Consider the following 19,212-nt stretch of genomic DNA (forward strand, 5'->3'; position numbering starts at 1 on the left):
CGTGCACCGGTGGCTGGTCGACGCCGTCCCCCGGCTCGTCGGAGCGACGGCCGTGGGGGCGGCGGCGGGCGTGCTCGTCGGCCTTCTCTCGGACGCGCCGCTGGGCGCCCTTGCCGGCATCGCCGCGGCGGAGGCGCTCTTCGTCGTCACGGGCTGGCTCGTGCTCTGGCCCATGGACGCGGCCACCACCCATCGCAACGTCCGGCGGGAGGAGTTCCGGCCGGTCGTCGAGGAACTCGTCGTCGTCGGGACCGCCGTGTGCGGTCTCGTCGGCATCATCGTGATGCTCCTGGTCGGGCAGTCGGGCCTGGGCCACGCCGCCGCCGCGACGGCGCTCGGCGGCGTCTTCACGGCCTGGGCGGCGCTCCACCTGATGTACGCGACCCGCTACGCGTACGACTACTACGCCGTGGAACCCGGCGGCGGGATCGACTTCAACACCGACGACCCGCCGCGCTACAGCGACTTCCTCTACTTCAGCTTCAACCTCGGCATGACCTACCAGGTCTCCGACACGAACGTCTCGCAGTCGTCGCTCCGCGCGATCGTCCTCCGGCACTGCCTGCTGTCGTACGTCTTCGGCGCCAGCATCCTGGCCACCACCATCAACCTGGTCACCGGCATCGTCACGGGCTGAGCAGGTGATCAGGCGCGCCACCAGGGCAGCGCGAGGGCGAGCGCGACCAGGACGGTGTGACCGGGGCCGCCCTTGCGGCCGGCCTGTTCCACCTGTTCGGCGTGCCGGTCCCGGGCGGTACCGCCGCCTATGACGGAGCGCCCTTGCCGTCGCCGTCACCGAGCGACAGCACGACCGCGGTCGCCGGGCCCCCGGGCGTGTCGTACGTGACGGTGTCGCCGACGCGGTGGCCGAGGAGCGCGCTGCCGAGGGGGCTGTCGGCGGTGACCATGGTCGCGTCCAGGACCTCGGCGACCTCGCCGATCTGGACGGTCGCCTCCATGGCGTCCGCGAGCCGCAGGGTCACGGTGCTGCCGACGCCGACCGTGTCGGTGCTCGGCGGTCCGGCGACGGCGCCCTCGCGCAGCCGTCCCTCGATCTCGGCGATGCGGGCGTCGAGGTGCTGGAGCTCCGTGACGCGCTGGAGTTCGTCGGCCTGGTCGGCGCGGTCGCCCACCTGATCGCCGCCGCCGTCGCGCAAGGTCACGGCGACCGCTTCGCGTTCGGTGCGCAGGTCGGCGAGTTCGCGCGTGAACGCCTCACGGGCGACATCGCTGAGGGGCTCGGGTCCACCGGTCATGTCTGATCCCGTCGGGCTGCGGGCGGCACGTGTGCGTGCCGCGGGTCGGTCACGGCAAACCGAAGGTATCAGGCGAAACGGGGCATTTCGTCGCTCTCGACCTTCCGTCAGGGGGTGGGTGTTTTCTGGCGGTTCGACGGGAGTTCGATTGCGGGAGTATGGCAGATGCATGACAAGCCTCCAACTCCCTTGAGCTACGCCCGTAGACCGGACAGTCTGCTGATCACCCGGAGCGCCCACACGGCTCCGGACCGTGCGTGTGACCCACACGCGCCCCCCACAGTCGCGCCGCCCCACACGAGGCGCGACGCCGAAGAGGAGGACTCCCTCGTATGGCACTCCCGCAGCGCACCAAGGCCCGGCTCGCGCTGACCGTCTCCGCCGCGACCGCGGCCGCCCTGCTCGGCACCTTCGCCGCCGTCCCCGCCCAGGCGGCCCCCGCCGAGGGCGTCGTCCTCGGGGCCGGTTCGGCCGACGCGGTGCCCGGCAGCTACATCGTCACCCTGAAGCAGGGCGCGGGCTTCAAGGCCGGCTCCGCCAAGGGCCGGACCCTGATAGCCGGCTACGGCGGCACGGTCCGCAAGACCTTCGGCTCCGCCCTCAACGGCTACACGGCCACCCTCGGCGCAACGGAGGCCCGCCGCCTCGCGGCCGACCCCGCCGTCGCCTCCGTCGAGCAGAACCGGGTCTTCCGTGCCGACGCGACGCAGACCAACGCCCCCTGGGGCCTGGACCGCATCGACCAGGCGAACCTGCCGCTCGACGGCTCGTACACGTACCCCGACTCGGCGGGCGGCGGCGTCACCGCGTACGTCATCGACACCGGCGTCCGCATCTCGCACGCACAGCTCGGCGGCAGGGCCGTGAACGGCTACGACGCGGTCGACGGCGACACCGTCGCCCAGGACGGCAACGGGCACGGCACGCACGTCGCCACCACCATCGCGGGATCGACGTACGGCGTGGCCAAGGCCGCGAGGATCGTCGCCGTCCGCGTCCTCGACAACGCCGGATCCGGCACCACCGCCGGCGTCATCGCGGGCATCGACTGGGTCACCTCCCACCACACGGCGGGGGCCCCGGCCGTCGCCAACCTCTCCCTCGGCGGAGGCGCCTCCACCGCCCTCGACAACGCGGTGAAGAACTCCATCGCGGACGGCGTCACCTACGCCGTCGCCGCGGGCAACTCCGGTGTCAACGCCTCCTCCTCGTCCCCCGCCCGGGTCGCCGCCGCCATCACGGTCGGCGCCACGAGCAACACGGACGCCAAGGCGAGCTGGTCCAACTACGGCTCGGTGCTCGACCTCTTCGCCCCCGGCGTGTCGATCACCGCGGGCTGGAACACGAGCGACACGGCCACCAACACGATCTCGGGTACGTCGATGGCCACCCCGCACGTCGCGGGCGCCGCGGCCGTCTACCTCGCGGGGCACCCCTCCGCGACTCCGGCGCAGGTCGCGACGGCCCTCGTGAACGGCGCGACCCCGAACAAGGTGACCAGCCCGGGCAGCGGCTCGCCCAACCGCCTCCTGCGGATCGTCCCGTAACGCGCATGTGACCGGTCGGGGGTCTTGCGCGGACCCCCGACCGTCTCTACCCTCGCGGCTCAATGGTTAGGAAAACTTCCTAACGAATGCATGAACGAGTCGTGAAGGAAAGGGAGTTGTCATGCGTCGACGAAGCGTCTCGCTTCTCGGGCTCGCCGGATTGCTGGTATTGCCCCTGACGTCGGTGCCGCAGGCACTGGCACAACCACAGGCCCAGCCGCGCGCCCAGGACCAGGCTGCCGCCGCCGACAGCCTGGTCTCCGTCGGCAAGCCGGTGACGGCCTCGTCCGTCGAGGCCTCGGGGTTCGAGCCCGGCCTGGCCGCCGACGGCAGCGCCACCACCAGATGGGCCAGCGCGGAGGGCGTCGACCCGCAGTGGGTGCGCATCGACCTCGGCACGAACCACACCGTCTCCCGGGTGAAGCTCAACTGGGAGGCCGCGTACGGCAAGGCGTACAAAATACAGACCTCGGCCGACGGGTCGACCTGGACCGACGTCTACGCGACCACGACCGGTGACGGCGGCGTCGACGACCTCGCGGTCACCGGCAGCGGCCGCTACCTCCGCATGCACGGGACCGCGCGCGGCACGCCGTACGGCTACTCCCTCTGGGAGTTCGAGGTCTACGGCTCCCCGAGCGGCGGCGGCGTCCCCGGCGGACCGGCCGTCCCCTTCGGCAGTCACCTCAAGCCCTACGCCGCCGGCACCCTGAAGCCCTCCGGCGCCCAGGCCACGATCGACCAGAAGGTCGTCGACTACTACAACAAGTGGAAGGCCGCCTTCGTCCGGCAGAACTGCGGCAACGGCTGGTACCAGATCATCTCGCCCGACGCCGACCACCCGTACGTCGCCGAGGCCCAGGGCTACGGCATGGTCGTCACCGCGACCATGGCCGGCGCCGACCCCGACGCGAAGAAGATCTTCGACGGTCTCGTGAAGTGGAAGATCGACCACCCGTCCGCGATCAACCCGAACCTCCTCGCGGCCGAACAGGACGTCGCCTGCAAGAGCGTCAACGGCGGCGACGGCGCCACCGACGGCGACATGGACGTGGCCTACGGCCTGCTCCTCGCCGACAAGCAGTGGGGGAGCGCCGGCACGTACAACTACAAGGACCTCGCGCTCAAGCACATCGCCGCGATCAAGAAGGACGAGCTCAACCCGACGACCAAGCTCCTGAAGCTGGGCGACTGGAGCAGCTCCGGCGACCAGTACTACTACATCTCCCGCACCTCGGACTGGATGGTCGACCACTTCCGCGCCTTCCGTACGGCCTCCGGCGACACGACCTGGGACGCCGTGCGCACCGCGCACCAGACCCAGATCACGCGCCTCCAGTCGACGTACGCCTCGGGCACCGGCCTGCTGCCCGACTTCGTCGTCGACACGAACACCACGCCCAAGCCCGCCCCCGGCCAGGTCCTGGAGGACCCGAACGACGGCGCGTACTGGTGGAACGCGTGTCGCACCCCGTGGCGCATCGCCGACGACGCGGTGACCAGCGGGGACGCCGGCTCGCTCGCCGCCGCGCGGAAGCTCAACAGCTGGATCAAGACGAAGACCGGCGGCGACCCGAACAAGATCGCCATCGGCTACAAGCTCAACGGCACCCAGATTTCGGCGGGCAGCGAGGCGGCCTTCTTCGCGCCGTTCGCCGTGGCCGCCATGACCGACCCGGGCAGCCAGGCCTGGCTGGACGCCCTCTGGAACAAGATGCTGGTCACGCCGGTCGACACCAGCAGCTACTTCTCGGCCAGCATCCAGCTCCAGGTCATGATCACGGCCTCGGGGAACCACTGGGTCCCGTAGGCCCGTAGGGGCCGCTCCGATCAGTGGTGGAAGAGCCGCAGTCCGGTGCGGGCGAGCGTGATGCCGTGCTCGCGGCAGGCGTCCTCCACATCGGCGGAGCGGATCGACCCGCCGGGTTCGGCGATGAAGCCGACGCCGTGCCGGTGCGCGTGGTCGACGTTGTCGCGGAAGGGCAGAGCGCCGTCCGAGGCGAACGCCACCCCGGTCAGCTCGGCCAGCCACTCGGTGCGCTGCTCGTCGGTGAGGTCGGGGGCGGGCACGGACAGGACTCCGGACAGGCGCGCGCGCTCGTCCGGGGTGAGGTCGCCCTCGACGAACCGGATCCGCCAGTTGATCCGGTCCTGGCGGCGGACGCCCGGCCGGAAGGCGAGCGCGCGGACGGCGGGGTGGCGGCGCAGCCACCACGTGTCGGTCTTCGCGCCCGCCAGCCGGGTGCAGTCCACCCGGGACTGCTGCCCGGCGCCGATCCCGAGCGTCGCGCCGCCGCGCACGTAACAGACCGAGTTGGACTGGGTGTGGCGCAGCACCGCGAGTCCGAGCAGCAGGTCCTCCGTGGCCGGGGCGTCGAGCGCACCGCAGACGACGTCGTCCAGGAGGGCGGGGGAGAGCGGCACGTCGTCGCGCTGCTGCGTGATCCGCAGGCCGAACACCTCCCGGGCCTCCTGGCCCGGCGGGGTGAAGGTCTCGTCGGCCTCCATGACCAGGAAGCGGCCGCTCTTCTTCCGGCCGAGGGTCGCGACGGTGCCGGGAGCGTAGCCGGGGGCGATGACCCCGTCGCAGACCACCCGGGTCAGCACCTCGGCGAGCTCGGCGTCGACCGGCCGCGAGACGGCGGCGAAGTCGCCGTAGGACGACTTCGGGTCGGCGTCACGGGCCCGCAGGTAGGCGCTGGTGAGCGTCCCGACGCGGGCCCGGTCGACGCCGTACGCCTCGGCGGTCACCTCGTCGACGGGCCCGGCGACCGCCGCGCCGGCCGGCGAGACGTGCTTGAAGGAGGCGGCGGCCGGCCGCCCCAGGACGCGGCCCGCCTCCCGTACGAGCTGCCAACTGTTCAGCGCGTCGAGGAGGTTGACGTAGGACGGGCTGCCGTTCAGCACCCGGACCGGCCGTCTCCCGGACTCCACCGGTACGGCGCTCGCCACCAGCTGCTGGGGATTGATGCCGTAACGCAGTTCCATCTCAAGACCTCCTGGGTCAGCGGGACATCACTGACGCAGGCGCCCAGGCGGTCGACGCGTACGCGGGGAAGGACGGGCTCAACTGCCGCTCCCCGGTGGTGATCCACCTTCGCCAGTCGCGGCGGGCACGATGCTACCGCCGGCCGGAAACGCGGCGCGCCGCACCCCCCGTACGGGAAGTGCGGCGCGCGGCCGTGCTGTCGGACTCCGGGGGATCAGACCGCCGGGACCGGGAAGGTCGGGTACTCCACGCCGGAGACGTGCTGGACGACCCGGATGACCTGGCACGAGTAGCCGAACTCGTTGTCGTACCACAGGTAGAGGATCGCGTTGTCGCCGTCGACCTTGGTCGCGCCGGCGTCGACGATCGACGCGTGGCGCGAGCCGACGAAGTCCATCGAGACGGCGTCGGGGGCCGTGGTGAAGTCGATCTGACGCTTGAGCGGCGAGTGCAGCGAGACGTCGCGGAGGTACTCGAGGACCTCTTCGCGGGTGGTCTCGCGGCCCAGGCGCAGGCTCAGGATGGCGATCGAGACGTCCGGCACGGGCACGCGGATCGAGCTGCCGGTGATCGGGGCCTTGAGGTCCGGCAGCGCCTTGGCGACGGCCGAGGCGGCACCGGTCTCGGTGATCACCATGTTCAGCGGCGCCGAGCGGCCGCGACGGTCGGCCTTGTGGTAGTTGTCGAGCAGGTTCTGGTCGTTCGTGAACGAGTGGACCGTCTCGACGTGACCGCGGAGCACGCCGTACTCGTCGTCCATCGCCTTGAGCGGCGGGACGATCGCGTTGGTCGTGCAGGACGCGCAGGACAGGATCTTCTCGTCCGGCTTGACCGTCTCGTGGTTCACACCGTGCACGATGTTCGGCACGTCGCCCTTGCCGGGCGCGGTCAGGACGACCTTGTCGATGCCGGGGCGCAGGTGCTTGGAGAGGCCCTCGCGGTCGCGCCACTTGCCGGTGTTGTCGATGAGGATGGCGTTCTCGATGCCGTACGCCGTGTAGTCGACCTCGGAGGGGTCGTTGGCGTAGATCACCTTGATCGTGTTGCCGTTGGCGACGATCGTGCTGTTCGCCTCGTCGACCGTGATCGTGCCCTGGAACTGGCCGTGGATCGAGTCGCGGCGCAGCAGCGAGGCGCGCTTCACCAGGTCCTGGTCGCCGCCGCCGCGGACGACGATCGCCCGCAGGCGCAGACCGTTGCCGGAGCCGGCCTTCTCGATGAGGAGGCGGGCGACGAGCCGGCCGATGCGGCCGAAGCCGTACAGGACGACGTCGCGGCCGTCACGGCGCTCGATCTTGTTCTCGCCGATGGCGCCGGCGACGGCCTCGGCGGTGAACTCGGCGACGGTGAGACCGCGGTCGTCGGTCTTGTAGTCCGCGGCCAGCACGCCGATGTCGATCTGGCACGGGCCAAGGTCGAGGGTCGTGAGCGTCTGGAGGAACGGGAGCGTCTCGGTGACCGAGAGCTCCTCGCCGTCGATCTGCCGGGCGAAGCGGTGGGTCTTGAGGATGCTGACCACCGACTTGTTCACCAGGGAGCGGCTGTGGACCAGGACGGTGACGTCCTGCTCCCGGTGCAGCTTCCCGATGATCGGGATCATCGACTCCGCGATCTCCTCGCGGTTCTTCCAGCTGGTGAACGAGTCGTCATTGACAGTCACAAGTTTATCTTTCGAGCTAGGCGGCGCTCATATGGTAACCCCAGGTCCGTGTGGTGCTTCAGAGGGGTGGCGCATCCCACGTTCCGCCCCCGCCCGCCGCTCGTGGACGCGCGCCAGACGCTCCTCCAGGGCCGCCCGGCGCGCGGGCCACTCCTCGGCCACGATCGAGAAGACGGCGGTGTCGCGGAGGCGGCCCTCCTCGCCCGGGACCCAGGAGACGGACCAGTTCCGCAGGACGCCCTCGAAGGTCGCGCCCGCCCGCTCGATGGCCGCCCGGGAGCGGGCGTTGCGCGCGTCCGTCTTGAGGTCGACCCGGGCCACGTCCCAGCTCTCGAAGGCGTGCCGGAAGAGCAGGTACTTGGCCTCGGCGTTCACGCCCGCCCCCTGGGCGGAGGCCGCGAGCCAGGTGAAACCGATCTCGATCGCGCACAGGCGCCCGTCGGAGGGCCAGAAGCGCGGATCCCAGAAGGAGGTGGCGCCGACCACCCGCCCGGTCGCCACGTCCACCTGCGCGTACGGGGCGAGCTTGCCGTCGGCGGCGCGGCCGAGCTGCGTGTCGACGTACGCCCCCATCCCCTCCCGCCCCGGCACCCAGGTGAAGCCGTACGAGTCCCGGCTCTCCTCGGCGGCCCGCGCCAGTCCGGTGACGTGCTGATGCCCCAGCGGCTCCAGGCGCACGAACGCGCCCTCCAGAACCGGCCCTTCCAGCGTGAATCCCATGCGCTCGCACCCCGTGCATCCGTTCGGACTCGGCGATCACCGCCGAGCGGGAAGCAGAATCGCAGAGTCCCGCCGAGGGAGCACCTGCGTTTCGGGGGGTGGGCTCCTCAGGGGAACGCGAGCGTCCGGAAGACGTCGCGGACGCGCGCGAGCGGGCCGGGGTCCCGCGTGAAGTACAGCCGGTTCGTGAGGAGGACCGCCCAGCGGCCGCGCGCGGGCGAGACCCACAGTCCCGTGCCGGTGAAACCGAAGTGCGCCCAGATGTCGTCCGCCGGGTCCGTGCCGGGCGCCGGGTGCCAGAAGAGGCCGCGCGGCGGGGTGAGCGCGCCGGTGCGGACGCGCAGCGAGGCCGCCGTCCACTCGGCGGAGAAGGTCCCGGGGACCGGGGCGAGGAGGTGCCGCAGGAAGCGGCCGATGTCCCCGGCCGTGGTGAAGACGCCGGCGATCCCGCAGGCGCCGCCGAGCAGGCGGGCCGAGAAGTCGTGCACGGTGCCCCGCAGCGGCGCGCCGCTCTCCTCGTCGTACTCGGTCGGCGCGCAGCGCTCCACGACGCCGGCGGGCAGCGGCCCGTACCGGGTCTCCGTCATGCCCAGCGGCGTCCAGACCCGGTCCTGGGCGAGCCGGGTCAGCGGTCGGCGCGTGAGGTGCTCGGCGAGGTAGCCGAGGACGAGCGCGGCCCGGTCGGTGTACGCGACGGCCTCCCCGGGCCGGTGCCGCAGGGGCTCGGCGAGGACCCCGTCCCGGACGTCCTGCGGATCGGAGCCGTACAGGGGCCGCAGATTGGCGCGCAGCGGCAGCCCGGCGGTGTGGGTGAGGAGGTTCAGGGCCGTGACGCCGGCGAGGGGCCGCCCCGCCGCCTCCGGCCAGTACGAGCCGAGCGGCGCGTCCGGCTCCAGCTTCCCGGCGTCGACGAGGGTGCCGACCACGGCCCAGACCGCGAGGATCTTGGTCAGGCTCGCGACGTCGAAGAGCGTGTCCCGGAGCGTCGGATCGCCGGGCCGCGCGGGATCGAGCGCTCCGACGGCCCCCTCGGAGAGGGCCGTACGGGCGTCGCCCACGGCCCACACCGCCCCGGGGTACACGCCCGCGCGCACGCCGTCGTCGAGGAGCCGTTCGAAGGGATCGCTGCGCTGGGACAAGACGTGCCTCCGGCGGGTCGGGGCGCACCCGTCCCCGGGGGGCCGACGGGCCGCGCTCCGGAGTCATGCCCGGGCAGTGGGGGAAGACACCCTTCCGTCAGCTCCCGTCCCAGGAGGTCACTTGCACGTGACCTCGTCACGCGGGGTGTAGTGGGTCGTGAAGGGCTCCCGCTTCACCTCGACGCCGTCCTTCGTGAAGACCCGGTCCACCGAGATGTCGAAGCCTTCGAGGGGCGGCTGCGGCACACAGGTCTCGCCGGTGCCCTCGCGCTTCGTGGGCTCCGTGAGGTTGGTGCGCGGACCGGCCACCGCCTCCACGGAGTCGTACTTCTTCGTGCCGAGGAAGCTGACGGTGACCGAGGAGTCCGTCGCGCCCGCCTTGATGTAGATCGGCTTGCCCGAGTCGTTGCGGAACTTCAGGTCCAGGCTGCCCCAGGCGACGGTGGCCTCGCGGCCGGCCGGGTAGCGCTCGATGTAGAAGGAGTGGGCGCCGTACTCGACGGGCTTCACCCCGGCGAAGAACATCGCGTTGAAGACGGTGGTGGCCATGGCCGAGACGCCGCCGCCCGGCGCGGACTGGTACCGGCCGTCGAGGATCATCGTGCCGTCCACGAAGCCGTTGTCCGGGGTGCGCTCGCCGACCGTCTCGTTGAAGCTCCACACCTCGCCGGGCTGCACGATCGAGCCGTTGATCAGCTCGGCGGCCCGGCCGATGTTCGTCGTCCGGTAGGGCGCGGTCGGGAAGTCGACCGTGAAGGTCGACATCTGCTCGGTGATGCCGAGGCGGGCCAGGGAGTCGGAGGTCAGCTCGGGCTGCGTGACCTTGGTGGCCACCGAGGCCGTACGGGCCGCGGAGCCGTCCTTCGTGAGCAGCGGGCGCACGGCGTCGCCGAGGGCCCGCGCCGTCACCTCCTGCCCCGGCTTGCCCTCCTTCTCGACGACGACCTTGCCGTCGCGCACCCCGAGGGTCGCCTCCACGGGCGCGCCCGTCAGGGACGCGAGGGGCTCGGCGACGTCGGGGTCGCGCAGGAGGGCCTCGGAGTCGAGCGAGCCGCTGAGCCTGCCGTTCTCGGCCTTCACCGTGAGGTGGTCGCCGAGGGTGGCGGGGGAGATCCGCAACTGCTCGCTCCCGGCCGTGAGCGTCACCGGGCCGGAGACGGCGGGCTTCGCGTACGCGTCGAGGAAGCGGGTGACCTCGGAGTCGGTCAGCTTCGGCTCCGTGAGGGTCACGGGGAGGGTCACGGGCGCGGCGCCCGAAGCGGCGGGATAGGCGGCGCGGAGGTTCTCGACGGCCCGCCCGGTGTCGAGCTTCTGGCCGGTCACCGCCCGGGTCGCGACGGCCTCGCCCTCGCGGAAGGCCACGGATCCCTCGCGGACCTTCCGGTCGTTCTTCTTGGCCAGCTCGGCCACGGCGGCCTTCGCCTTGGCCTCGTCGTAGGCGAACACCGGCTGGATCTCGCGCTCGCCGGAGGAGAAGAGGCGGCCGATGACGGTCACGGGGTCGCGGGACGGGTCGGCCGCCAGGTCGGCGGTCTTCTCCACGTCGACCGTGAGGCCCGCGGCCGCGGGGGAGACGGTGGCCGCGCGCTCGCCGACCTGGACGGGTATCGGCGCGTTCCAGGAGGCGGGTGCCTCGGCCGCGAGCTTCGCCCGCGCCTCCGCGCGGCTCATGCCGCCCACGTCCACGCCGGCGACGCTGGTGCCGGCGGATATGTCGTCCCCGGTCGTGACCAGCCCCGCGACGTACAGTCCGCCCGCGGCGACGGCGACCACACCCGTCGCGATCGCCGCCGTCCGGAGGCGCGGACTGCGCCCCTCACGGGGCGTCGGGGCATGGTCGGTCCTGGAGCGGGGCACACGCTCTCCCGGGGCGTCGAGGGTGGAGGGATCTCCACGACGGTACGCCGAAAGAGTGTCAAATGCACATAAAGCAGGGTTGACCTGCGGGGATACGGAGCGGGGTGGAAGCGGTACGGAGCGTTCCGAGGCGCCTGCGCGAGGGTCCGAGGCACCTGCGCGAGGGAGGGAGCGGCAGGCGGCCGCCTAAGCTGGAGCGATGCCCGCCACCCCGAGCCCCAGTCCCGGACCCCAGTCCGTCGACCGGGCCCTCGCCGTGCTCGACGCCGTCGCCGACGCCGACCGGCCCGTCGGCGCGAAGACGCTGGCCCGGCGGCTCGGCTGCGCCCTCTCGACCGTCTACCACGTCACCGGGCCCCTGCTCGCGCGCGGCTACCTCGTCCGCACCGCGGAGGGGTACGCCCCCGGGCCCCGCGTACCCGCCCTGCACCGCTCCCACCAGCGCCACCACGGCCTCGGCGCCGGGACCGGCGAACTCCTCGGCAGGCTGCGGCGGGCCACGGGAGCGGAGGCGTACCACACCGCCTACCGCGACGGCCTGATCACCGTCGTCGACACGACCGCCCCGGTGACCGACGCCGCCCACCCCTTCACCCCGGGCCCCGAGGACCGCGCCCACGCCACCGCCCACGGCAAGGCGCTCCTCGCCGCGCTCCCGCGCCCGCTGCGCCGCCGCTACCTCGCGGAGCACGGCATGGCCCGCTTCACCGAGCGGACCATCACCAGCGCCGAGCGCTTCGAGGCGGAGGCCGCCCGGGTGCGCGGCCAGGGATTCGCCGTCTCCGTGGGCGAGGCGGACCTCGCCTACACCTGCCTCGCCGTGGCGCTGCCCGAGCGCGGCGACGGCATCGTGCACGCGCTCTCCGTCTCGCTCCCCACCGCCGACTTCGGACGGCGACAGGGAGAGATCCGGGCGGCGCTCGCCCGCGCCGTCCCCGAGTTTCCGGCCCTGCCGGAAACCTGACCCGCCCGGCTGGCCCGCCGCGCGGGAGCGTCGCAGGCTGGACGCATGATCTTCATCGCCGTCCGTTTCACCGCCCGACCCGACCACGCCGACCGCTGGCTCGACCTGGTCGCCGACTTCACCCGCGCCACCCGCGAGGAGCCCGGCAACCTCTTCTTCGACTGGTCCCGCAGCGTCGACGACCCGAACGTCTTCGTCCTCCTGGAGGCGTTCGCCGACGCCGAGGCCGGCGCCGCCCACGTCTCCTCCGCGCACTTCGCGGCCGGTCTCGCCGCCATGGCCGGAGCCATCGCCACCACCCCCGAGATCATCAATGTCGAGGTCCCGCAGCAGGGCTGGGGCGCGATGGCCGAGCTCACCCCGACCGACGCCAACTGACCGCTCCCGGGCGCCTGGGAGCGACCCCCCGGGCAGCCACCGCCCCGCCTGATAGGTTCGCGGGAAACGCAGGCGGGGCGGCGGCCCGAGGGGAGAAGCGGCACATGGCGGTGAGCGGACGGCAGACCGGCAGGCCCACCCTGGAAGAGGTCGCGGCCCGGGCCGGAGTCGGCCGCGGCACGGTCTCCCGGGTCATCAACGGCTCCCCGAAAGTCAGCGAACAGGCCAAGGCCGCCGTCGAACAGGCCGTCGCCGAACTCGGCTACGTCCCCAACCGCGCCGCCCGCGCCCTCGCCGGCAGCCGCACCGACGCCGTCGCCCTGGTGATCCCCGAGACCGAGGCCCGCCTCTTCGCCGAGCCGTACTTCCTCGACATCATCCGCGGCGTCAGCGCCGAACTGGCCGACGCCGACAAGCAGTTGCTGCTCACCCTGATCCGCAGCGAGCAGGAGCGGCAGCGCTTCGAGCAGTACCTCGCCGCCCAGCGCGTCGACGGCGTCCTGCTCGTCTCCGTCCACGGCGACGACCCGCTCCCGGACCAGGTCCGCGCCCTCGGCCTGCCCGCCGTCCTCAACGGCCGCCGCCGCGAGGACGAGCGGGTCGCCTTCGTCGACTCCGACAACACCGGCGCAGGCCGGACCGCCGTCGCCCATCTCGCCGCGCGCGGCCGGCGCGCGATCGCCACCATCACCGGCCCCCTCGACATGTACGTGGCCCGCTGCCGCCTCGACGGCTACCGCGAGGGCCTGGCGGACGCCGGACTCGCGCCCGACGAGGAGCTCGTCGCCAACGGCGACTTCACCGAGGAGGGCGGCCGGCGCGCCATGCGGGAGCTCCTGGACCGCAGGCCGGACCTGGACGCCGTCTTCGCCGCCTCCGACGTGATGGCGGCCGGGGCGCGCGCGGTGCTGCGCGCGGCGGGCCGCCGGGTCCCCGAGGACGTCGCGCTCGTCGGCGTCGACGACTCGGCCGTCGCCCGGCACATGGACCCGCCGCTGACGAGCGTCCGGCAGCCCATCGAGGAGATGGGCCGCACGATGGCGCGCCTGCTCCTCCAGGAGATCGCCGCGCCCAGCGAGCCGGACGAGCAGCCCCGCCGGATGCTCCCCACCGAACTGGTCGTCCGCGCCTCGTCCTGACGCGCCTCCTCCTGACGCGCCGCTCGCGTCACGCCGCTCCTGACGCCCCGACGCCCCGCTCCTGACGCCCCGCTTGCGGCGCCCCGCTCCCCGCGCCCCGCCCGGTCCGAGATGCAGCCGCCTCCGGGCCCCCGGACAATGGACTCCGTACGGGGTCCGTACGGATTCCGTATCCGCGACCAGGGCGTCCCCTCGGCGTCCGACCCGGCAAGGGGGCGGTCGACGATGGCGCTGCTTCAGCCCATCCGGTCACTCTTCGCGTCCGCGTCACTTCGCACGTGGACGCTGGTCTATCTCCTGATAGTGACCCTGCTGACCGTCGCCTACCTGCAGTTCCCCGCCCGTCACACCGTCCTCTGGGCCCTCATCGGCCTCGGCGGCGTCATCGCCATCCTCGTCGGCGTGCACCTCCACCGGCCCGCCCGGCGCTGGCCCTGGCTGGTGCTCGCCGCGGCCAACTTCGCCTTCGTCGCCGGCGACACCGCCTACAACGCCCTGGAGGGTTTCTTCGGGCAGACCCGGCCCTTCCCCTCCGTCGCCGACGCCCTGTACCTGGCCACGTACCCGCTGTTCGCCATCGGCCTCTTCGGCTTCATCCGCTACCGGGCCGCAGGCCGCGACCTCGCGGTCGTCCTCGACGCGCTGATCCTCACCTCGGGACTCGCGCTGCTCTCCTGGGTCAACCTCATCACCCCGCTCGCCCGGAGCGAGGAGATGACGTGGACCGAGAAGGCCATCTCCATCGCCTATCCCCTCGGCGACGTGCTGATGCTCGCGATGCTCGCCCGGCTGCTCGTCCCCGGCGGCCTGCGCTCCCGGTCGGTACAGCTCCTCACGCTGGGTACCTGCGGCATCCTCGCCTCCGACGTCATCTACGGGACCCTCCAGCTCAAGGGCACCTGGCAGGTCGGCACCCCCTTCGACCTCGGCTGGGTCGTGTTCTTCACCGCCTGGGGCCTCGCCGCCCTCCACCCCTCGATGACCGGACTGACCGAGCGCGCCCCCGAACCGGCGCCGCGCGTCGCGGAACGCCGCCTCGCGCTCCTCGCCGGCGCCTCCCTCGTCGCCCCCGCCCTGCTCCTCCTCCAGTCGCTCCGCGACGACCGGGACCAGGACATCGCCGTCATCGCGATCTTCTCGGCCCTCATGTTCCTGCTGGTCCTCGCCCGGCTGTGGAGCATGATGACCGCCCACGGGAAGGCCGAGGCGCGCGAGCGCAGCCTCCGGGTCGCCGCCGCCTCCCTCGTCGCCGCCCTGAGCCCGCGCGAGGTCGGCGGAGCGGTGGAGACGGCCTCCGCCACGCTCTTCGGCCCCGGCACCGACCACCGGGTCCTGCTCCTCACCAGGGGCCGGGGCGGCCTCAACGCCGTGGCCACCGTCGCCCACCCGTGGAGCTGCCAGACCGAACGGCTGACCGTTCCGCCCGCGACGGCCTGGCCCGAGCTCGTCGCCCACGGCGCCCGGCTCCTGCCCGTGACCCGGCTCGACCCCGCCGTCGCCGCCGAGGTGTCGCCGGAGTCGCACGCCCTGCTCTGCCCCCTGGAGCTCCAGACCCCGGCCGGACGCGAACCGCTGCTCGGCGTGCTCCTCCTGGCCGGGCCCGAGAAGAAGCTCTCCGAGATCGCGGGCCCCGCCCAGTCGCTCGCCTCCCAGGCGGCCCTCGCCCTGGAGCGCTTCGGGCTCAGCGAGGAGGTCAACCGCCGGACGAGCGAGGCCTACTTCCGTACGCTCGTGCACAACACCTCGGACGTCATCCTCATCGTCGACGACGACGACACCGTCCGGTACGCGAGCCCCTCCGCCGAGGCCATGTTCGGCCACTCCCTGCTCCCGGGCACCCCGCTCACGGAGCTGCTCGCCCCCTCCGACAAGGCCAGTGCCCTGCGGGTCCTCGCCGACGCCCGGTCGCACCAGTCGGTCGACGCCCGGGACGACTGGAAGCTTCTCCACGGCGGGCCCGGCGGCGCCGGCGGCTCCGCCGACCTCCAGGTCGAGGTCCGGTGCAGCAACCTCCGCGACGAACGCACCGTGCACGGTCTCGTCCTCACCCTCAGGGACGTCACCGAGCAGCGGAAGCTGGAGCGGGAGCTCACCCACCGGGCCTTCCACGACTCCCTCACCGGCCTCCCCAACCGCGTCCTGCTGCTCGAACGGATCGAGCGCGCCCTGCTCCGCGGCCGCCGCGAGTCCACCCTGACCTGCATGCTCTTCGTCGACCTCGACGACTTCAAGGTCGTCAACGACACGATGGGGCACTCCGTGGGCGACGAACTCCTCGTCGCGGTCGCCCGCCGGCTCACCTCCGTCCTGCGGCTCACCGACACCGCGGCCCGGCTCGGCGGCGACGAGTTCGCCGTCCTCATCGAAGGGGCCAGGGAGCCCCGGGACGCCGAGACCCTCGCCGCCGAGATCGTGCACACCCTCAGCCAGCCCTTCCACCTCACCGACGGAGCCGTCTCCGTCTCCACGAGCGTCGGCATCGCGACCGTCCTCGACAGTGCGCACGCCGAGGAGCTCCTCGGCCACGCCGACCTCGCCCTGTACGCGGCGAAGGCCGCCGGCAAGAAGCGGTGGCGGCTCTTCCACCCCGAGCTCCACTCCCGGCTCGTCGCCCGGCACGAACTCCAGGCGGGCATGGACACGGCCATCGCCGACCACGCCTTCGCCCTGCGCTACCAGCCGATCGTCGAAGTCGACGGAGGTGCTCCCGCCGGTCTGGAAGCGCTCATCCGGTGGCCGCACGCCCGGCGCGGGATGGTGCCGCCCGACCAGTTCATCACCCTGGCCGAGGAGAGCGGCCACATCATGCCGCTGGGCGCCTGGGTCCTCGAACACGCGGCGCTCGACATCGCCCGCTGGCAGCGCTCCCGCCCGCGCCGCCCGCCCCTGTACGCCAACGTCAACGTCTCCGCCCGCCAGTTCCGCGACCCGGGCTTCCTCGAAGGCGTACGGCGCACCCTCCGCTCCTCGGGGCTCGCCCCGGGCTCGCTCGTCCTGGAACTCACCGAGACCGTCCTCATGCGCCAGGACGCCCAGATCCGTACGACCATGGCCGCCCTGAAGGACCTCGGCGTCTCCATCGCCATCGACGACTTCGGCACCGGATTCTCCTCGCTCAGCTACCTCCGAGAGTTCCCCATCGACATCCTCAAGGTCGACAAGTCGTTCATCGACGACATCACCACCGACCCCCAGCAGGTCGCCCTCGTGGAGGGCATCGTGCGCATCGCCGACGTCCTCGGCCTGCTCGTCGTCGCCGAGGGCATCGAACGCGAGGAACAGCGGGAGCTCCTCGCCGAGATGGGCTGCCGCTACGGGCAGGGCTTCCTCTTCGCCCGGCCGATGACCGCCCACCAGGCCGAGTCGTACCTGCACCGGGCCCCGCCGCTCGGCCCCCAGCCCGTCGCCCGCCCCGCCCCGGCGGCCCCTCCCGTCACCATCGGGACGGCCCCCGCCACCATGGCCGGCACGGCGAACACCCCCGCCAGGACCGGCCGGCCGCCGCGCGCGACGCGCTGGCGCGACCTGGAGCACCTCCAGCGGACCAGCCTCATGTGCGACGCCGTCATCGACGAGATCGACGGCCGTCGCATCCGGGTCGGCGAGGACTGGCTGATCGACTTCGCCTCCTGCAACTACCTCGGTTTCGACCTCGACCCCACGGTCATGGACGCGATCATGCCGGAGGTCAGACGGTGGGGCACCCACCCAAGCTGGTCCCGGCTCATCGGCAGCCCGAGGCTCTACCCGCGCATCGAGGAGCGGCTCACCGAGCTCCTGGGCGCGCCCGACACCCTCCTGCTGCCCACGATCACCCTCATCCACCAGTCCGTCATCCCGCTCCTCGCCGGCACCGGCCAGATCTTCATCGAGGCGCAGGCCCACCGCACCGTGTACGACGGCTGCGTCGTCGCCCGCGGCCAGGGCGCCGAGATCCACCGCTTCCGCTCCGAACGCCCCGAGGAGCTGGCCACGCTGCTCCGCGGCGCACCCGGCGACGCGGGCCGGCTCGTCTGCATGGACGGCGTCAACAGCATGACGGGCAACTTCCCGGACCTGCCCACCGTGGCCCGGATCTGCCGGGAGAACGGCGCCCTGCTGTACGTCGACGACGCCCACGGCTTCGGCGTCATCGGCGAGCGCGGCCCCGGCGAGAGCAGCCCGTACGGCTCGCGCGGCAACAGCATCGTCCGCCACTTCGGCGAGACCTACGACGACCTGGTCCTGGTCGGCGGCTTCTCCAAGGCCTTCTCCTCGCTGCTCGCCTTCCTCGCCGTCCCGAAGTGGCTCAAGGACCACCTGAAGGTGGCGGCGGCCCCGTACCTCTACTCCGGGCCCTCGCCGACGGCCTCGCTCGCCACCGCCCTCGCCGGGCTCGACGTGAACGACGAGCGCGGCGACGAGATCCGGGCCGACCTGTACCGCAAGACCGCCGTGGTCCTCGCCCACGTCCGGGGCCTCGGCCTGGCCACCCCGAACACCGACGGGCTCCCGATCATCGAGATCCCGCTCGCCGACGCCGAGGACCTCGACGCCGTCGCCGCCTTCCTGTGGGAGCACGGGATCTACGTGACGCTCGCCTCCTACCCGCTCGTCCCGCGCGACCGCGTCGGCTTCCGCATCCAGATCACCGCCGCCAACACCGACGAGGAGATCGGGCAGCTGTGCGAGGCCCTCACAGCGCTCGCCGAGCGGTTCACCCTCCAGCACGCCGGCGCCCCGGGCCCCGACGCCGTCACGGCCGGCCGTCGGCCCCCGGAGCGGTGATGGACGCGGCCTGGGTCGCCGGCCGGCCGGGGCGGCGACACCCGCCGGACCGGGCGGGGCCGCGCCGCAACAGGGACGCCGACTGGAACGCCTGGCCCGTCGCCGACTACCTCGCCGAGAACTACCGCAGGCTCCACCCCTGCGACGTCGGCGTCATCCGCCACCACGCCACCGTCTACCGGACCTTCGCCCCCGGCAGCCTCCCCCGCACCCTCGAACTGGGCGCGGGCCCCAACCTCTACCCCCTCATGCTCGCGGGCGCCGCCGCCCACCGCATCGACGCCCTGGAACCGAGCGCCGCGAGCGTCCGCTACCTGCGACACCAGCTCGCCGACGGCCCCGACGAGAGCTGGCGGCCCTTCTACACCCTGTGCCGCAGCCTCGACCCCGCGCTCCCCGAGAGCCTGACGGACGCGCTCCGGCCCGTACGGGTCGTGCGGGGCACCGCGGAGAACCTGACCGACGGCACGTACGCCCTCGCGTCGATGAACTTCGTCGCCGAGAGCGTCACCGAGGACTTCACCGAGTTCACCGCCCTCTGCGACGCCTTCGTCCGGGCGGTCCGCCCCGGCGGCCGGCTCGTGGCCTCCTTCATGGAACGCATGCCGAGCTACCGCATCGGTACGGGACCGGTCTGGCCCGCCTGCCCGGTCGACGCCGCCGCCCTGCGGGCCGTCTTCGCACCCCGTACGACCGGCCTGCTCATCGAGCGGCTCGCGAAGGACCGCACCCTGCCCGAGTACGGCGACACCGGAATCCTGCTCCTGACCGCGCTGCGGCGCGCCCACCCCTGAAC

At 72.7% G+C, this 19,212-nt stretch carries 14 protein-coding genes and 1 riboswitch; of the genes, 8 read left to right on the forward strand and 6 right to left on the reverse strand.

The genetic code is table 11. The annotated features are described in order from the left end of the window. Position 1: 1 nt before the first annotated feature. The gene (locus ASC82_RS06660; RefSeq protein ID WP_242427579.1) at positions 2-637 is read left to right on the forward strand and encodes a DUF1345 domain-containing protein; all 636 of its coding nucleotides are present in this window, start codon (positions 2-4) and stop codon (positions 635-637) included. A 127-nt stretch (positions 638-764) separates the two neighbouring features. On the opposite strand, the gene ASC82_RS06665 is transcribed toward ASC82_RS06660, so the two are convergent. Further along, a complete protein-coding gene (locus tag ASC82_RS06665) occupies positions 765-1,256 on the reverse strand; it encodes a GreA/GreB family elongation factor (RefSeq protein WP_056642901.1) in 492 nt (163 codons plus the stop codon). 332 nt (positions 1,257-1,588) lie between these two features. Here ASC82_RS06665 and ASC82_RS06670 point away from each other — a divergent pair, with 332 nt between their 5' ends. Both ASC82_RS06670 and ASC82_RS06675 read left to right on the forward strand, forming a co-directional pair. Continuing rightward, on the forward strand, positions 1,589-2,803 hold the full coding sequence (locus ASC82_RS06670; RefSeq protein WP_056642904.1) for a S8 family peptidase: 1,215 nt from the start codon (positions 1,589-1,591) through the stop codon (positions 2,801-2,803). Between the two features lie 121 nt (positions 2,804-2,924). Beyond that, entirely contained in the window at positions 2,925-4,613 is a 1,689-nt protein-coding gene (locus ASC82_RS06675; RefSeq protein ID WP_056642907.1) for a glycosyl hydrolase family 8, read from the forward strand. Positions 4,614-4,633: 20 nt separating this feature from the next. On the opposite strand, the gene ASC82_RS06680 is transcribed toward ASC82_RS06675, so the two are convergent. The 5 genes from ASC82_RS06680 to ASC82_RS06700 all read right to left on the reverse strand — a co-directional run bounded on the left by ASC82_RS06680 (position 4,634) and on the right by ASC82_RS06700 (position 11,168). Further along, entirely contained in the window at positions 4,634-5,791 is a 1,158-nt protein-coding gene (locus tag ASC82_RS06680; protein ID WP_056642910.1) for a phosphoribosylaminoimidazolecarboxamide formyltransferase, read from the reverse strand. A gap of 34 nt (positions 5,792-5,825) precedes the next feature. Beyond that, positions 5,826-5,921: riboswitch (ZMP/ZTP riboswitch) on the reverse strand. Positions 5,922-6,006: 85 nt separating this feature from the next. Next, the gene (locus tag ASC82_RS06685) at positions 6,007-7,452 is read right to left on the reverse strand and encodes a glyceraldehyde-3-phosphate dehydrogenase (RefSeq protein ID WP_056642913.1); all 1,446 of its coding nucleotides are present in this window, start codon (positions 7,450-7,452) and stop codon (positions 6,007-6,009) included. Between the two features lie 27 nt (positions 7,453-7,479). Beyond that, entirely contained in the window at positions 7,480-8,172 is a 693-nt protein-coding gene (locus ASC82_RS06690; RefSeq protein WP_056642917.1) for a GNAT family protein, read from the reverse strand. A 107-nt stretch (positions 8,173-8,279) separates the two neighbouring features. Next, a complete protein-coding gene (locus tag ASC82_RS06695) occupies positions 8,280-9,311 on the reverse strand; it encodes a serine hydrolase domain-containing protein (protein WP_056642919.1) in 1,032 nt (343 codons plus the stop codon). Positions 9,312-9,428: 117 nt separating this feature from the next. Next, entirely contained in the window at positions 9,429-11,168 is a 1,740-nt protein-coding gene (locus tag ASC82_RS06700; protein WP_079039097.1) for a VanW family protein, read from the reverse strand. A gap of 199 nt (positions 11,169-11,367) precedes the next feature. On the opposite strand from ASC82_RS06700, the gene ASC82_RS06705 reads away from it, so the two are divergent. The 5 genes from ASC82_RS06705 (at position 11,368) to ASC82_RS06725 (ending at position 19,210) form a co-directional block, all read left to right on the forward strand. Beyond that, positions 11,368-12,132 (forward strand): IclR family transcriptional regulator C-terminal domain-containing protein, encoded by a 765-nt coding sequence (locus ASC82_RS06705; protein WP_056642923.1) that lies wholly within the window; start codon positions 11,368-11,370, stop codon positions 12,130-12,132. A 45-nt stretch (positions 12,133-12,177) separates the two neighbouring features. Next, complete coding sequence (locus ASC82_RS06710) at positions 12,178-12,510, forward strand: putative quinol monooxygenase (protein ID WP_056642926.1); 333 nt, start codon at positions 12,178-12,180, stop codon at positions 12,508-12,510. Between the two features lie 104 nt (positions 12,511-12,614). Next, complete coding sequence (locus tag ASC82_RS06715) at positions 12,615-13,649, forward strand: LacI family DNA-binding transcriptional regulator (protein WP_056642929.1); 1,035 nt, start codon at positions 12,615-12,617, stop codon at positions 13,647-13,649. A 303-nt stretch (positions 13,650-13,952) separates the two neighbouring features. Then, positions 13,953-18,416: an aminotransferase class I/II-fold pyridoxal phosphate-dependent enzyme gene (locus ASC82_RS06720; protein ID WP_347336071.1), complete on the forward strand. Its 4,464-nt coding sequence runs from the start codon at positions 13,953-13,955 to the stop codon at positions 18,414-18,416. Further along, positions 18,416-19,210 carry a class I SAM-dependent methyltransferase gene (locus ASC82_RS06725; protein WP_056642931.1) on the forward strand — a complete coding sequence of 265 codons (795 nt, stop codon included), beginning with the start codon at positions 18,416-18,418 and terminating at the stop codon, positions 19,208-19,210. The genes ASC82_RS06720 and ASC82_RS06725 overlap by 1 nt, the downstream gene beginning before the upstream one ends. Positions 19,211-19,212 lie beyond the last annotated feature (2 nt).

It is taken from the genome of Streptomyces sp. Root431 (assembly GCF_001426585.1).
Lineage (GTDB): Bacteria > Actinomycetota > Actinomycetes > Streptomycetales > Streptomycetaceae > Streptomyces > Streptomyces stackebrandtii.

Excerpts from the sequence above, each read along its gene's own strand:
- ASC82_RS06665 (WP_056642901.1), bottom strand. The coding sequence starts at position 1,256 with ATGACCGGTGGACCCGAGCCCCTCAGCGATGTCGCCCGTGAGGCGTTC.
- ASC82_RS06670 (WP_056642904.1), top strand. The coding sequence starts at position 1,589 with ATGGCACTCCCGCAGCGCACCAAGGCCCGGCTCGCGCTGACCGTCTCC.
- ASC82_RS06675 (WP_056642907.1), top strand. The coding sequence starts at position 2,925 with ATGCGTCGACGAAGCGTCTCGCTTCTCGGGCTCGCCGGATTGCTGGTA.
- ASC82_RS06680 (WP_056642910.1), bottom strand. The coding sequence starts at position 5,791 with ATGGAACTGCGTTACGGCATCAATCCCCAGCAGCTGGTGGCGAGCGCC.
- ASC82_RS06690 (WP_056642917.1), bottom strand. The coding sequence starts at position 8,172 with ATGGGATTCACGCTGGAAGGGCCGGTTCTGGAGGGCGCGTTCGTGCGC.
- ASC82_RS06705 (WP_056642923.1), top strand. The coding sequence starts at position 11,368 with ATGCCCGCCACCCCGAGCCCCAGTCCCGGACCCCAGTCCGTCGACCGG.
- ASC82_RS06710 (WP_056642926.1), top strand. The coding sequence starts at position 12,178 with ATGATCTTCATCGCCGTCCGTTTCACCGCCCGACCCGACCACGCCGAC.
- ASC82_RS06715 (WP_056642929.1), top strand. The coding sequence starts at position 12,615 with ATGGCGGTGAGCGGACGGCAGACCGGCAGGCCCACCCTGGAAGAGGTC.
- ASC82_RS06725 (WP_056642931.1), top strand. The coding sequence starts at position 18,416 with ATGGACGCGGCCTGGGTCGCCGGCCGGCCGGGGCGGCGACACCCGCCG.